The organism is Mesonia sp. K4-1, assembly GCF_008017825.1.
Taxonomy (GTDB): Bacteria; Bacteroidota; Bacteroidia; order Flavobacteriales; family Flavobacteriaceae; genus Mesonia.
Genome location: NZ_VRLS01000012.1, coordinates 254,759 through 269,889, shown reverse-complemented (window position 1 = coordinate 269,889; position 15,131 = coordinate 254,759). Strand labels below are relative to the sequence as shown.

Below are 15,131 nucleotides of genomic sequence, written 5' to 3'. Positions count from 1 at the left end.
ATTATGAAGAAACTATTACTAACTATCTGTTTATTATTTACCACTTATTTCACTCAAGCTCAATTTTATGGAGGCGGTGTCTTTTGTTCTGACTGTTATAGCAGTATAGAGGCAGGAGGCATATTATCTAATATTTCTGGATTAGATGGAGGATCCTCTAAAACAGGGTTTTATTTTGGGGTTTACCAATACCGTTATATTAGCGACTCTTTCTCATTTAGATCAGGAATTTCATATAATAACTTAGGTGCCAAAGTTGAAGGCTTTGACGATCCATTGGTTATTCATTCAATAAATTTCCCATTAAGTCTCCACTATACTTACGATTATAAGTTTCAAGGCTTTGTAGGTGGGGAAATCGGAACTAACTTTTTTGGTAAACTCCCTGCATACTCCAGTAGTGACTCCTTTGATCATACCTTTGAGTTTAGTGAAAATTTTACTCTGTTGGATGCAAGTGTATTTATTGGAGTCGGTTATATTTTAATTGATAATATAGATATCAATTTAAAGTACAATTATGGAGTAACCGATATTAACAAAAACCCTGAAGAAAGTGATTTGAAGAAAAACTGGCTTACTTTAAGCATAGGCTACACTTTTAGAGATTAATTCTATATAACCCAAGATTTAAAACATCTATTTAAGTCTTGGGTATTAATTTGTTTTTATTAAAATAACTCATACTGAGGGTTTTTAATTTTTAAGTAATGACTATTATCTAAAGGCTCTATTTCCTTTACGGAAGAAAGGTATTTTGTTCTCGCTATTTTAAACTGTAGGGCTATTTGCTTAGCAAACTCACCTTCTCCCTTCATTCTTGTACCAAACCGACTATCATTTAAATTTCCCCCATGGCAAGCTTCAATTTGGTGTAATACCTTTTCAGCACGATCGGGAAGGGTTTTTTCAATCCAATCTTTAAATATTTCCGCAATAGCGCCATTTAAACGCACTATAGTATAACCTACAGATCTTGCTCCTAATTCGCTTATTTTTTTCACCAAAGGCAAAATTTCGTGACTATTAATACTTGGTATAATGGGCGCCATCATTACATTTACAGGAATGTTATGTTTAGCAAGTACTTCTACCGCTTTTAACCGCTGTTTAATACTTGCTGTTCTTGGCTCAACGATTCGACGCGTTTCTTCCGATAAGGATGTTATAGATATGCTCACTCTAATTAAATGGAGATCTGCCAATTCTTTTAATACGTCTAAATCTCTTAAAATAAGACTGTTTTTAGTAATAATACCTGTGGGGTGTTTGTACTTAAGCATAAGCTCTAAACACTTTCTGGTAATTTTTAGCTTCCTTTCTATGGGCTGGTAGCAATCTGTATTTCCCGAAAAAATAATCGTATCGCCTTGCCAATTTTTACCCTGTAGTTTTTGTTCTAATAGCTGAGGTGCATTTTTCTTGACTAGTATTTTCTTTTCAAAATCTAAGCCAGCACTATAACCCCAATATTCGTGTGAATTCCTAGCATAACAATAAATACAACCATGTTCGCAACCTTGGTAAGGATTGGCAGAATACCCCATACCTACATCGGGGCTGTTTACTTTGTTAACAAAGGTCTTAGGGAAAACTTCTTGATACTGGGTAGCAAGTTTAGAAGGTTCTTCTCCTTCTTTATAGCAATATTCTAAAAATTCTGGATCTACCGTATGTTCTTGCTCTAGAAACTTATTAGGAGTATTTTGCTGAGCGCCACGACCTTTTAGGTAAGAAATAGACATAAGGAAATAATTTATACTTTTCAAATATAAGTACAAAAATGTAATATTTCCAGAAATTAGGATTTAATCCTTATTGATTTTTTAAATCTGGTTTGTCTTTTCAAAGTATTTTTTAAGTACCAAAAGAGAAATAAGGTCTTCTTTATTTTTATTCTTGAATTGATCAATAAAACGATGAGCATTCTCCATGATAGCTAGAGCTTTTTCAGGATGTTCTATATAGTAAGTAAGTTTTTCTTCCATATTAGAATAGTCATCAGCTAAACAGATATAATGATAATCTGGTATTAATTGAGCTTCCATAAACCACGTTTCAAATTTGGGTTGTGGCATTACAGCAATTGAATTGGAAGACATGACCCACTTTAAATTGGTCGCTACATCATTACCTTCAATACATAAAATAAACTTATAAGCTAGCTGCTGCTGAATTCCCATTCTTTCTACTAGCCATTTCGAGTTGAGCTCATTATTGTTAACCTTTCCTATATTACAAAGCGGATGGTTAAAATATTTTTCTAAAAATTTAATGCGTTGGGGCTGCGTTGGGTGGACTTTCCCTCTACTCACCAACATATTCTTTTTTTCTAAAAAAGTCTTGGAGTCGTTTTTAATAAATAAAAAATGCCTGATTTTATTCCATTTTAAGAGAATAGAATTTTCATTAGAAAGATGTATGGGTCTACTTTTTACAAATGAAGGTTGAGAAGGTACTTCAACAATATCTCCAAACAAAAAAGAACATTTTAAATGCTTCTTAAAATACCTTGTGTATTCTCTAAAATCGAAAAAATAGGTTTTTCCATCTTTTAGCTTAAGACTTGATAGTTTAGGTGTATCTTTAAGTAAATCAACTTTCTCTTCTAATTTGTTGTAATAATTTACTCTTTTTAAAATTTCTTCCTGTTCTTTCTTTGGAATAGATTTTAATTTATTTATTAGTCTTTTTTGATAATAAGCATCAGGTAACAATAACCTTGAATAGTTTTTTAAATAATATAAAAGCTTATTATTTTTATGTTTCCCAGAAATACGTTGAAGCTCCATTCGCTAATATTATTTACTATAAAATATTATTGTTTTAGTTTTTTATTTTAATAAATCTCACCTTAAAACGGGGGTTAAATCTTAAATGATAAGATAAAAAAACTTTGAATCATTTCTGAATCAAAGTTTTTTTATCTATTTGAAAAAATATTTTATAAAGAATTGAATACTAAAGTGTAAGTTTTACTATTCTTTTCTTTCTTCCTTTGTCCCCCTCAAGAATTACCGAGTCGTAATTATCTGTAATTACACCTTCTGAAACCTTATAGGTTACTTTAGACTCATCATTGTTGATTACTTGCTCATAATTGAAATCTCCATTTGGTAAAATTTCTATGGCGTATAGACTTAGTTTTTTAACTCTTTTATCATCAAATCTAATACGGTCATCCCTCATTTTCTTAACCTTATCAGACCCGTTCAATAATATTATTACACGATTGTTCTTTACTGTAGAAAGGTAAGAATAATAATCTACTGCATTACCACTTGTTTTTTGTGCTTTATTAATATTTCTTGCCCATTCCATCGCACCAGATGAATTTATTTTACAAGCCAAGATATCATTATAATAATAAGTATAAGTTGTGTGCCCTGTCTTATAATTGGTATGACTTTTTACAAAATACTCTTCTGCAGTAAAAATAGTATTTCCACTATCATCTATATGTAAGCCTCTATATTTTAACGAGCTAAGCTCCTTTCCTTTTTCCTTTTTACGCTTCCCTCTTTTTTCGCCATATTTATCTACCATAAACTGCTCTGTAAAAGGATTAAATCCAGAATTATTTACAGTAAAATTCTCCTTATTTAAATTATAATAAACAGTCCCTTTATATCGAAAATCATTTTTCTCTGAATAAAAACCTACACATATTAAACTATCATCATTATTGATTAACTCCATCGAGCCTACAAAATTTTCTTCAGTATTAAATGATAGTTCTTTTGTGCCGTCTGCATTGAGTTTATATAACTTGTATTGGTAGTTAGATTTTCCCTTTTTTTTCATTCTTTTACTTTCGTATAACTTTCCTAAAAAGAACACATCTCCATTACTATCATCTATAGTTAACGAGTTGTAAATGAACAAAGCATCTTTAACACCCTTTTGCTTAAACTGATTTTCAAAAACTAAGTTTAAGTCATTATCAAACACCTTTACTAAGTGAGTTTCTTCTTTATCATCTTTGATATCAAAATTAAAGGTTATATAGTTTCTATTTTCTGATAGATAAACCTCTCCTGTAGGGTCATGGTCTACTTGATCTAAATTTGAGATCCCAAACCCGACAGCAAGAAAAAATGGTTTTTTTACATCTTTTCTAGAAACAGAAAAAATCTTTTTACTTGAAAAATTTAATTTTGACAAAGATGAACTTAATAAGTTATAATCATTAGTTTTATCATCACGGTTATGTTTATACTCAATCAATTTTAATTGTCCATCTGCTACAAACATACTTTTAATACTACTTTGATCTATTTTATATTCATACTCCTGAACAACATTTAGATTTGAATCATAGTGCTCTATGTAATATCCTTTAGGAGACTTAATAATACCTCCATAAAAAAGTCTTGCGGTTACAAATCCGCCATTACCATCATCGGCGGTGAACATTAGTTGAGTATCCTTTTTAGAATCTTTTTCGATACTGCTTTTTGTGACTTGAATAGGACTAATTTGTCCTGTAACAGAAAATGTAAATAAAATGAGTAAAATGTAAAGTAACTTTGATTTCATAAGTATAATTTTTTGTTGATTGCAATATACATGTATTTCACAAAAACTTAACTTTTAACAAAAATTAATTATCCATTAACCGATTTTAGATTATAAAACCTTAGCTCTTTCAATGTTTTAAGATAGTCTTATTTCAGAATTTTATCATCCTTACGTATACATAAGTATAAGAACCTGAACCAAACCCTCCTAAATTAAATATTCAATCCGGGCAGATTCAGGTTGACGAAAATTCACTTTTAGACAGCTTTACTTTAAATAAATTTCGCTCTTTATTTTCCTGGAAAATCTGCTTTTCTTTTTTCTAAAAAAGCGGTTGTTCCCTCTTTAAAATCTTCTGTACCAAAACTCTTTCCGAAGTTTTCAATTTCTTTATCAAAACCATTTACACCGTCTTCATCATTTGCATTTATAGCCTCTATGGCTTTACCAATAGCTACCATAGAATTTCTCATGATTTTTTGAGCCGTTTTTGTGGTGAATTCCATAAGCTCTTCTGCTGGAGTTACGTGATTTACCAACCCATATTGTAAAGCTTGTTTAGCATCTATCATTCCTGCGGTCATAATCATTTCCATAGCTCTTCCTTTCCCTACTAATTGCGGTAAACGTTGTGTTCCTCCATACCCAGGGATTACACCAAGAGATGTTTCTGGAAGTCCCATTTTGGCATTATCACTAGCAATTCTAAAATGTGCTGCCATAGCTAATTCTAATCCTCCCCCAAGAGCAAAACCATTAATAGCTGCAATTACAGGTTTATGAAAATTAGCGATGCGATCAAAAACTTCCTCTTGTCCTTTTGCTGCCAAGTTTTTTCCTTCTGCTATGCTATAATCCGCAAATTCAGAGATGTCTGCTCCAGCTACAAAGGCTTTTTCTCCGCTTCCCGTAAGGACAATTATTTTCACATCCTCGTCGCTTTCTAATTCCGCGAAAGCGTTATATATCTCTTCTAAAGTTTCTCGATTAAGAGCGTTTAATTTTTTAGGACGGTTAATCGTTAATTGCGCCAGTCCGTTTTCTTTTTCTATTAAAATATTGTTGTAACTCATGGTTTATATTTTAGGAAATTTAACTTCAAATGTAGTGCCTTCACCTTCTTTTGAGGTAAAGGTAATAGTGCCTTTGTAGGCCTCTATAATGGTTTTAATAATTCCTAAACCTAGTCCCATTCCGCTAGATTTAGTAGTAAACTTAGGTTCAAAAATACGGGTTTTATTTTCTTCTGAAATACCAGAACCATTATCTTTTATTAATATACAAGCGTAATTTTTATCGGTTTTCACACTTACTTCTATACGCTGCTGCGGATTTTCTTCTGAGGCTTGCAAAGCGTTTTTCACCAAATTGGTAACTACTCTAATAAGCTGTGTACGATCAAAAATGGCTAAGATTTCTTCTTCTTCCGTAAAGAAAATAATATTTCTTTCATTGAAAATATCGAGTGCTAATTTTACAATTTTAGGCACGTTGAGGGTTTCATTTTGTTGCGCTGGCATCTTGGCAAAGTTTGAAAATGCTGATGCTATAGAACTCATCGTGTCTATTTGCTGAATTAGTGTTTTAGTGTAATCATTGAGTTTTTCTTTAATTTCGGGATCATCGGGATCAAATCTTCGCTCAAAACTTTGCACGGTAAGACGCATAGGAGTAAGCGGATTTTTAATCTCGTGGGCGACTTGTTTTGCCATCTCGCGCCAAGCTTGTTCTCGTTCGTTGGTAGCTAATTTTACCGCACTTTCTTCCAATTCATCAATCATAGAATTGTAAGCTTTTATAAGTGATTTTATCTCCTCGGAAGTGTCTTTAATTGCAATTTTCTTATTCTTTTTATCTAATCGTGTAGCGTGAATCTTCTCACTTACCGCCTTTAAAGAAGAGGTAATGTATTTAGAAAGAAAATAGGAAAGTAAAATGGCAGCAAGAATAAGTAATAAATAAACTTGAGCTAAAATGGTTAGAAAATCTTTTAGTTGCATATCAATAAAACCATCATCTTCAATTTTTGGTAAATTGAGAATAGCCAAAGGTTTAAAATAAGTATCGGTGATATAAGTATAAGAAGATTGGTACTTTACTCCGTCTTCTTTATAGTATTGAACGTATTTTTTATTTTCTGAATTTTCTAACTGTGTAAGAGCCATTTCGGGCATCTTAGTAATCGAAGTGTCTTTAAAAAAAGTAGGTTTAGACGATTTGAGCAATCTACCTTTGAGGTCGTAAAAGTTAATCTCGGTATTATGAATATTCTTAAGCTCGTAGATTTTCTTTCTAAAAATTAAAGGAATATTCTCTGTGGTTACTTCATAGGTGGTGGTTTGTATCTCGTAATTAATACTTGCCCGTATAGAAGCTTCTTTTTGTTTTAGTTTATCTTTTTGGTAAGCTTCAGCTTCTTTTTTATATTGATAGATCGTAACAATAGCAATAAGCACAGAAGCTCCCAGCACTAAAAAAATCATGCTTAAGAATATACGAGTCCTTAAAGAGCGCTTAAGCCACCTCATCTTATTTACCTTTATTTCTAATTCGTTTATAAATTTTTATTCCTAACATTAACAAAATTCCCAACACAAAAATTCCTGCTACGCCAAAAATCCAATTCAAAGAGTTTTTTAAAATCACTAAAAACACTACTGAAAACAAGATAAGTGTAGAACCCTCGTTAAATAATCGCATTTGGTTAGATGACCATTTAAAAACATTGCGCTGTAATTGCCTAAAAATTTGATGACATTTAAAGTGATAAACAAACAATAACAAAACAAATGCCAGCTTTACATGCATCCAATCCTGTTGTAACCAAACAGGTTGTAGAATTAATAGTATAATCGCAAATAATGTAGCTAAAATTGCCGAAGGCCAAGTAATTATAAACCACAACCTCTTCGTCATAATCTTAAATTGATTACTTAAAATCTCCTTTTCGGTGGAATCTTTATCTTGTGCTTCTATATGATATATAAATAGCCTTGGAATGTAGAATAAGCCTGCAAACCAAGTAATCACAAAGATTAAATGAAGAGATTTGATATAATTATAATACTCCATATTCAAATTTAATTATTCTTCTATCGGTAAAGCTATTTTCGGGACTAAATTCTTCCTAATCTCTTTATTAAGAAAGATACCTGTAACTAGAGTTGAAATTACATCCGCTAAGAGAAAAGAGATCCATACTCCTAGTTCTCCATAGTATTTTGGTAAAATTAAAATTAACGGTATAAAGAAAAAGCCTTGTCTCGTGAGCGTTAATAATAAAGCTGGAGTTGCTTTCCCAACGGCTTGAAAATAAGCTGAACCAATTAATTGTAAACTAATAATGGGTAATGCTGCAAAAACCCAACGCATTGCCGAAGGTGTTTCTGCCAAAATGGTTTTATCTGTCGTAAAAATAGCTACAATAGATTCTGGGAAAATCATGATAATTGCAAAAACTACCAGTGCCAATACTGCCGCATATAAAATAGCTTTATTAATAGATTCTCTTACCCTTGACGGATTGTTTGCTCCATAGTTATAACCTGCAATAGGCAAAAATCCTTGAGTAACTCCCAATACTGGGAATAAAGCAAACATGAGCATTCTACCTATAATCGCATAAACCGTAACGGAGGCAGCTCCGCCAAGATTATATAAAATATTATTCAGTAATAAGTAAGTAATACTCACCACTGCTTGTCTTGCTAATGTCACAAAACCTAAAGAACTTATTTCTTTTAAAATAGGAAGATCTAACCTAAAATGAGCGCTTTGTAGTTTTAATTCAGAGTTTTTAGAAAGAAAAAACCATAAAACATATAAAAAACAGATTACATAAGAACCTGTGGTTGCCCAAGCTGCACCTGCCATTCCTAAGTCTAAAATATTAATGAGAAAATAATCTGCTATTAGATTAACTATAGAAGGTAAAATCATAGCGATCATGGCAAACTTAGGTTTACCTTCTGCCCTAATTACTGTATTTCCCATCATGCTTAGGGCTAAAATAGGAACTCCGTAAAGTACAATACGGTAATAGATTTTTGCAGGAGCATAAATTTCTCCTTTTCCTCCAAATGCAGGAATTAATTGTTCTATAAATGTCAACCCTAAAATTACTAACGTAATACACAGCACTAAGGTTAGGGTAATTTGATTGCCGAAAGTTTTTAATGCCTTGCTATTATCATTTGCTCCTAAAGCACGAGAGATAATTGATGAACCTCCTATCCCAATCGCCATTCCTAAAGCAGCAATAAAAAAAGAGACCGGTAAAACAACATTTATAGCGGCAATGGCGGTAGGTCCAATCCAATTACCTACAAAAATAGTATCGACCAAAATATTTAGAGACATTACCAAAATACCTATAGAGGCTGGTAAAGATTGCTTTATAAGAAGCTTCCCTATAGGCTCTTGTCCTAAGGCGGTCGAATTTACCTTTGCCATTATTTAACGATACTTTCTTCTTCTGTTAATTCTGCCCAAGAATTTATCCAACTACTTAACGTTTTTACCCAATCTTCACGATCATTTAAACACGGAATCACCGTAAATTCTTTTCCGCCATTTTCATGGAAAATTTCTTCGCCTTCCATGGCAATTTCTTCTAAGGTTTCTAAACAATCTGAAACAAATGCCGGTGTAACAATTGCCATTTTTTGCATTCCGTTAAGAGCAAACTTCTCAATTGTTCTATCGGTATAGGGTTGTAACCAAGGATCAAACCCTAAACGGGACTGGAACGAAGTGCTAAACGCATCTGGATTTAAATCTAGTTTCTCTGCGACCAGACGTGTGGTTTCATAACATTGGTGACGGTAACAAAATTGGTGTGCGGGTGACGGAGTTTTACAACATGTACCATCTATTTGACAATGCGATTTGGTAATATCACTCTTTTTAATGTGTCTTTCTGGAACGCCGTGGTAACTAAATAATAAATGTTCGTAATCTAAGTTTTCTATTTTTTCAGCAATACTACGGGAAAGAACCTCTATATAATCTGGACGGTTATAAAACGGTGGTAAAGTAGTAAGTTTCATTTGCGGAAATTTTTCCTTTTGTAACTCTTCTGCTAAAACCAAAATTGTTTCTGTCGTAGCCATCGCAAATTGCGGATACAATGGCAGTAGCAATACCTCATCCACCCCTTTTGCGCTTAACTCTTTTAAACCTTGTTCTATATTTGGTTTTCCATAACGCATCGCCAGAGATATAGGAACTTCAGTAAACTTATCTATTTTTTCTTGCAAACGTTCTGATAGTACGATAAGCGGAGACCCTTCTTCCCACCATATTTTTTGGTACGCTGCCGCGGATTTTTTTGGTCTTGTATTTAAAACAATTCCCTTTACTATAAAAGCACGTAGAAGCCATGGTACGTCTATTACGCGCTCATCCATTAAAAATTCATCTAAATACTTCTTTACATCTTTTGGATTGGTGCTCTCTGGAGAACCTAAATTAACGAGTAAAACTCCTTTCATTTCAATTTTTTTATTTCAAAAATTATCGATTATACTAACAAAATTCTTTCTAAGTCTTTCTATTTATCAATCACACAATAGTTAAATTAAATTAACCGACTGTATATATTTTTTTGGGGTAGTCCCAAATTTCTTTTTAAAAGCGGCAATAAAATGACTTGCTGTACTGTAACCTACTTTTAAACCTACTTCATTTACATTGTGTTGTCCTGTCTCTAAAAGTTTTCGAGCAAAATCCATTTTGTAATCAAATAAAAATCCAAATACAGTATCGCCATACACCTCTTTAAACCCTTCCTTTAATTTCTTTAAGCTAAGTCCAATTTCATTCGCTAACTCTTGTAAGCTTGGTGGCTCCGCCATACGCTGTATCATAATATCTTTCGCTTTACGAATACGACGTACATTATCTTCATCGATCAAAAAAGGGCATTGCTCAACATCTGCTTCTTCAGGTCTATTAAAGTATAACCCCATAAGTTCGTAAGCCTTTCCTTTTAGATAAATTTTCTTTACTGATGGGTGTAAATTAAAGTTTAAAATCTGACTAATAACTACAGCCATAGCGGGACTTATAGACTGTTCTTGATAGTATTTTTTATCTCTATTATCATCTGTTAAGAAATCTATATAATTGGCTTCATCAGAAAAAAGTGAATGCAGTTTCTGTATAGAAATAATGACACTTACCATCCAAGAATTAGCACTTACCGTGACACTAAGTGGTAAATTTTTAGTGGGATTGTAAAGCAGCAACGATTTTTCATCACCTAAATTTAGGGTATAGTTTCCTTGATTAAAACTAAACTGACCTGAGCCTTTTAAACAAAAATGAAACTGAATAAAATCAAGATGAATATCTTTTTCAAAAACCTGATTATCAGTAGTGTTATTTTGAAAAGTAAGAATATGAATCCCTTCCTCAATAACTAATTTATGAAAAGTACTTTGAGCGTTATTTTCTAATGAAATATTCATAGACAAAATCTTGTTTTTATTTAGAATCATTCTAAAATAATGATCTTCAAATGCTTGTTGATACTACAAAAATAGCTTAATTCATTAAATTAGAGTAAATTCTAGATCAAAATAACTTATAGCGACAATAAAAGTACTTTTAACGTTATTTTTAGAAAATGTAAGCGGTTACTTTTGTTGTCTAAATATTCAGGACTTTTTTCTTCTATGAAGAACTACCATATATCTAAACACAATTCTTTTTATGCCATTGGCCTAAGCTATCAAAAAGCTGACGCCGACATTAGGGGACACTTTAGTCTCGATGAAGAGAAAAAAAAGAATTTAATTGAGGACGCTAAAAAAGACGGTGTAGATGGCATACTTGTTACTTCTACGTGTAACCGAACCGAAATTTACGGATTTGCTAAACACCCTTTTCAACTTATAAAACTTCTTTGCCAGCATACGCACGGAACGGTAGAAGAATTTGAAAGAGTGGCTTATGTTTATAAAAACCAAGAAGCCATTTCTCATATTTTTAAGGTGGGAACAGGTTTGGACAGTCAGATTTTGGGTGATTTCGAGATTATTAGTCAGTTAAAATTTGCTTTTTCTCTTTCTAAGAATTTACAAATGACCAATCCGTTTTTAGAACGTTTAGTCAATTCTGTGATTCAAGCAAGTAAAAGAATTAAAAATGAAACCGAAATCTCTTCAGGAGCAACCTCGGTTTCTTTTGCTTCAGTACAATATATTTTAAATAACTACGAAAATGTTTCCGATAAGAATATTCTCCTTTTCGGAACAGGAAAAATTGGACGTAACACGTGTGAAAATTTGGTAAAGCACACCAAAAATGATCACATTACTTTAATTAACCGTACTAAAGATAAAGCTGAAAAAGTTGCAGGAAAGTTTAATCTTATCGTAAAAGATCATGCCGATTTGCAAACCGAGATTCGGGACACCGATATTCTTATCGTTGCAACAGGAGCACAAAATCCTACCATCTCTAAAGAGCTTATCTATTCCAATAAAGAGTTGCTGATTTTAGATTTATCGATTCCTAAAAATGTATCTGATGATGTGGCCGATTTGGAGAATGTAAAACTCATTCATTTAGATCATCTTTCTCAAATGACCGATGCTACTTTAGCGAAGAGAAAGACATTTATTCCACAAGCTGAAATTATTATAGAAGAGGTAAGAAAAGATTTTAATGCTTGGTTAGAGACACGAAAATTTGCTCCCACCATCAAAGCTTTAAAACATAAGCTAAGAAATATGAAAGACGAAGAATTGGACTTTCAAAGTAAAAAACTTAGCGACTTTAATAATGAACACGCCGAAATTGTAAGTAATCGCATTATTCAAAAAATAATGAATCAATTTGCTAGTCACCTTAAGGAGGATAGCGATTCTAACGATGAAAGCTTGGCACTTATACAAAAGGTTTTTCAACTAGAAGATTTTTCGAAATAAGTTTACATGGGGACAACAATAAGAATTGGTACTCGCGATAGTGAATTAGCGCTGTGGCAAGCCAATACGGTTAAAGATAAACTCGAAGCCTTAGGGTACAAAACTCAATTACTACCCGTAAAATCTACAGGTGATCTTAATTTAGATCAACCGCTTTACGAAATGGGTATTACAGGCATTTTTACCAAAACGCTAGATATTGCGATGGTAAAAGGCGAAATAGACATTGCCGTACATTCTATGAAAGACGTTCCTACAGCATTACCAAAAGGTATTGTGCAAGCTGCGGTATTACCACGTGCCAATGTACACGATATTTTAATTCATAAAGGTTTAGATTTTCTAGCTTCAGAAGGTGTAATAGCTACAGGAAGCTTACGCAGAAAAGCACAATGGTTAAACCAATACCCTTTTCATAAAATTGTAAACCTTCGCGGAAATGTTAATACAAGACTTCAAAAGCTACAAGATAACCAAGATTGGAACGGAGCTATTTTTGCTGCAGCAGGTCTAGAGCGTATTAATTTAAAACCAGAAAATCACACCGTTTTAGATTGGATGACTCCAGCCCCAGCTCAAGGTGCAATGCTAATTGTAGTGAATGAATCTAACTCTTATGCAAAAGAGGCTGCAGAAAAGCTTAATGATGAAAAAACAGCTATATGCGTTCACGTTGAACGTGAGTTTTTAAAGACTTTAGAAGGAGGTTGTACCGCCCCTATTGGAGCTTTAGCAGAATTTAAAAATGAGGAAGAAATTTCGTTTACTGGAAATCTTTTTAGCCTTGACGGAAAAGAAAAAATAGAAGAAAAAGCTACTTTTAATGTAAGTGACTACCAAGATGCGGGTCAAAATTTAGCTCATAAAATATTACAACAAGGAGGAAAAGAACTTATGCACTCCATAAAAGCCAAACTAGAGCAATAATGTTTAAAAAGGTGGCACATTCAAATATTGCCCTTTGGTTTTTAGACATCATTCTGCTATCTTTTTTAATATTTGATTTTGGCTTTGATAGTTTTAAAGAATATAGACTCTACAAGCTTATTGCTTTGCCAGTTTTGTTATTCGCCCTTATTGCTTTTAACTATTACAAGTATCAATATTTACAATCAATACACAGAGTTAAGCGCACTTCTCGATTCAATCTAATTTTACTTTCATTTCTAATCGTTTTAGAAATTATTTTAGTCTTAGTAAATTATGAAGGTTCTTTTACAGATACGTTTTTTAGGGAACGCTATTTTATGGAATACGGCCTAATCTTCTACTTTTTTATAAGACTTACCTTTCTAGTAAGAGGTATTTATGACCTCTATTTTAATCCGGCTATATTATTTGTGGGCAGTTTTGCGCTAATTGCCATATCGGGTACTTTTTTGTTAATGCTACCTGCAGCTACCACCTCTGGCATTAGCTTTACTGATGCTTTGTTTACATCAACAAGTGCTGTTGCAGTCACAGGTTTAATCGTTCTTGATACCGCCAAAGATTTTACTCCATTTGGGCAGACCGTAATTATGATATTGTTTCAGCTTGGAGGTTTAGGAATGTTGACCTTTACTTCATTTTTTGCATACTTCTTTAAAAGTGGAGCTTCCTTTAAAGAGAGTCTTTTTATGAAAGATGTTTTAGGGAACGAAAAATTGAATAGCATTATGCAAACTGCTATGCGTATAGTGGTGTTTTCTTTAATCATAGAAGGTATTGGAGCTTTATTGATTTACAGTTCCCTTCAAGATGTAGAGAATATGGAACATAAAAGTTTTTTTGCTGTTTTTCATGCCATTTCTGCTTATTGTAATGCAGGGTTTTCTACTTTATCTACTGGTTTGTATGATGCTGGTTTTAGGTTTAACTACTATATGCAATGGGTGGTTATGGCGCTTATTGTATTTGGAGGATTAGGTTATGCTATTGCCTCTAATTTCATTCAATATGTAAAGAAGTTTTTCTATAATATTTTTAATAAAAAAAATCAAAAATTTATTTCTAGGGTCATTACACTCAATACTAAAATTGTGATGTATACCACCCTTATATTAATTGTGGCCGGCACCGCTTTCTTTTTATTATCTGAACAACAAACCAATTTAGCAGAACATAAAACAGTTTTCGGGAAATTTACAACCGCTATGTTCTCTTCCGTTACCACAAGAACTGCAGGATTTAATACGGTAGATATGACCAATTTTACCATTCCTGGAATTTTATTTATGATTTTCCTTATGTGGATTGGAGCTTCCCCGGCATCTACAGGTGGTGGTATAAAAACCACAACGTTTGCTTTAGCTACACTTAATATTTTTTCTATCGCTAAAGACAAACCAAATATAGAAATTGGGACAAGACGTGTTGCCAAAGAAGCAGTTTTGCGAGCTTTTGCAATTATCGCTATTTCTTTAACCTCTATAGGAACAGGAATTTTATTATTGCTTATTTTTAATCCAGAGTTTACATTATTACAAATTGCTTTTGAAACTTTTTCTGCTTACAGTACAGTGGGGCTTTCTTTAGGAATTACCCCTGCACTTAGTGAAAACAGTAAATATGTAATTATATTTTTAATGTTTTTTGGCAGAATAGGTCTTATTAATCTAATGATAGGAATCTTAAAAAGTGTAAATACAACAGAGTATACATACCCAAAAGAAAATATTCTTATCAATTAAAAAA

Annotated in this window: 13 protein-coding genes; 4 read left to right on the top strand and 9 right to left on the bottom strand. The window is 32.7% G+C overall.

Translation table 11 applies throughout. From position 1 onward, the window contains the following. Positions 1 to 3 precede the first annotated feature (3 nt). On the top strand, positions 4 to 612 hold the full coding sequence (locus FT986_RS02355) for an outer membrane beta-barrel protein (protein WP_147863649.1): 609 nt from the start codon (positions 4 to 6) through the stop codon (positions 610 to 612). Between the two features lie 59 nt (positions 613 to 671). Here the strand turns inward: FT986_RS02355 and FT986_RS02350 are convergent, their stop codons facing one another. From FT986_RS02350 to FT986_RS02310, 9 genes are all read right to left on the bottom strand, one after another. Next, entirely contained in the window at positions 672 to 1,745 is a 1,074-nt protein-coding gene (locus FT986_RS02350) for a PA0069 family radical SAM protein (protein WP_147863648.1), read from the bottom strand. A gap of 81 nt (positions 1,746 to 1,826) precedes the next feature. Then, positions 1,827 to 2,792: a glycosyl transferase family 90 gene (locus FT986_RS02345; RefSeq protein WP_147863647.1), complete on the bottom strand. Its 966-nt coding sequence runs from the start codon at positions 2,790 to 2,792 to the stop codon at positions 1,827 to 1,829. Between the two features lie 169 nt (positions 2,793 to 2,961). Continuing rightward, a complete protein-coding gene (locus FT986_RS02340) occupies positions 2,962 to 4,539 on the bottom strand; it encodes a hypothetical protein (RefSeq protein WP_147863646.1) in 1,578 nt (525 codons plus the stop codon). A 272-nt stretch (positions 4,540 to 4,811) separates the two neighbouring features. Further along, the gene (locus FT986_RS02335) at positions 4,812 to 5,594 is read right to left on the bottom strand and encodes an enoyl-CoA hydratase/isomerase family protein (protein ID WP_147863645.1); all 783 of its coding nucleotides are present in this window, start codon (positions 5,592 to 5,594) and stop codon (positions 4,812 to 4,814) included. Positions 5,595 to 5,597: 3 nt separating this feature from the next. Beyond that, entirely contained in the window at positions 5,598 to 7,004 is a 1,407-nt protein-coding gene (locus FT986_RS02330; RefSeq protein WP_370451107.1) for a PAS domain-containing sensor histidine kinase, read from the bottom strand. Positions 7,005 to 7,050: 46 nt separating this feature from the next. Then, a complete protein-coding gene (locus FT986_RS02325; protein WP_147863643.1) occupies positions 7,051 to 7,593 on the bottom strand; it encodes a CopD family protein in 543 nt (180 codons plus the stop codon). A 12-nt stretch (positions 7,594 to 7,605) separates the two neighbouring features. Next, positions 7,606 to 8,973 carry an MATE family efflux transporter gene (locus tag FT986_RS02320; protein ID WP_147863642.1) on the bottom strand — a complete coding sequence of 456 codons (1,368 nt, stop codon included), beginning with the start codon at positions 8,971 to 8,973 and terminating at the stop codon, positions 7,606 to 7,608. Beyond that, positions 8,973 to 10,013, bottom strand: coding sequence for a ferrochelatase (gene hemH, locus FT986_RS02315; protein ID WP_147863641.1), 1,041 nt, complete (start codon positions 10,011 to 10,013; stop codon positions 8,973 to 8,975). The genes FT986_RS02320 and hemH overlap by 1 nt, the downstream gene beginning before the upstream one ends. Positions 10,014 to 10,094: 81 nt before the next feature. After that, the gene (locus tag FT986_RS02310; RefSeq protein WP_147863640.1) at positions 10,095 to 10,991 is read right to left on the bottom strand and encodes an AraC family transcriptional regulator; all 897 of its coding nucleotides are present in this window, start codon (positions 10,989 to 10,991) and stop codon (positions 10,095 to 10,097) included. A 207-nt stretch (positions 10,992 to 11,198) separates the two neighbouring features. Between FT986_RS02310 and hemA the strand changes: the two genes are divergently transcribed. From hemA to FT986_RS02295, 3 genes are read left to right on the top strand one after another with little or no spacing between them, the layout of a single operon-like run. Continuing rightward, positions 11,199 to 12,455: a glutamyl-tRNA reductase gene (hemA, locus tag FT986_RS02305; RefSeq protein WP_147863639.1), complete on the top strand. Its 1,257-nt coding sequence runs from the start codon at positions 11,199 to 11,201 to the stop codon at positions 12,453 to 12,455. A gap of 6 nt (positions 12,456 to 12,461) precedes the next feature. After that, positions 12,462 to 13,382: a hydroxymethylbilane synthase gene (hemC, locus tag FT986_RS02300; RefSeq protein WP_147863638.1), complete on the top strand. Its 921-nt coding sequence runs from the start codon at positions 12,462 to 12,464 to the stop codon at positions 13,380 to 13,382. An 11-nt stretch (positions 13,383 to 13,393) separates the two neighbouring features. Next, positions 13,394 to 15,127, top strand: coding sequence for a TrkH family potassium uptake protein (locus FT986_RS02295; protein WP_255505883.1), 1,734 nt, complete (start codon positions 13,394 to 13,396; stop codon positions 15,125 to 15,127). Positions 15,128 to 15,131: the final 4 nt, after the last annotated feature.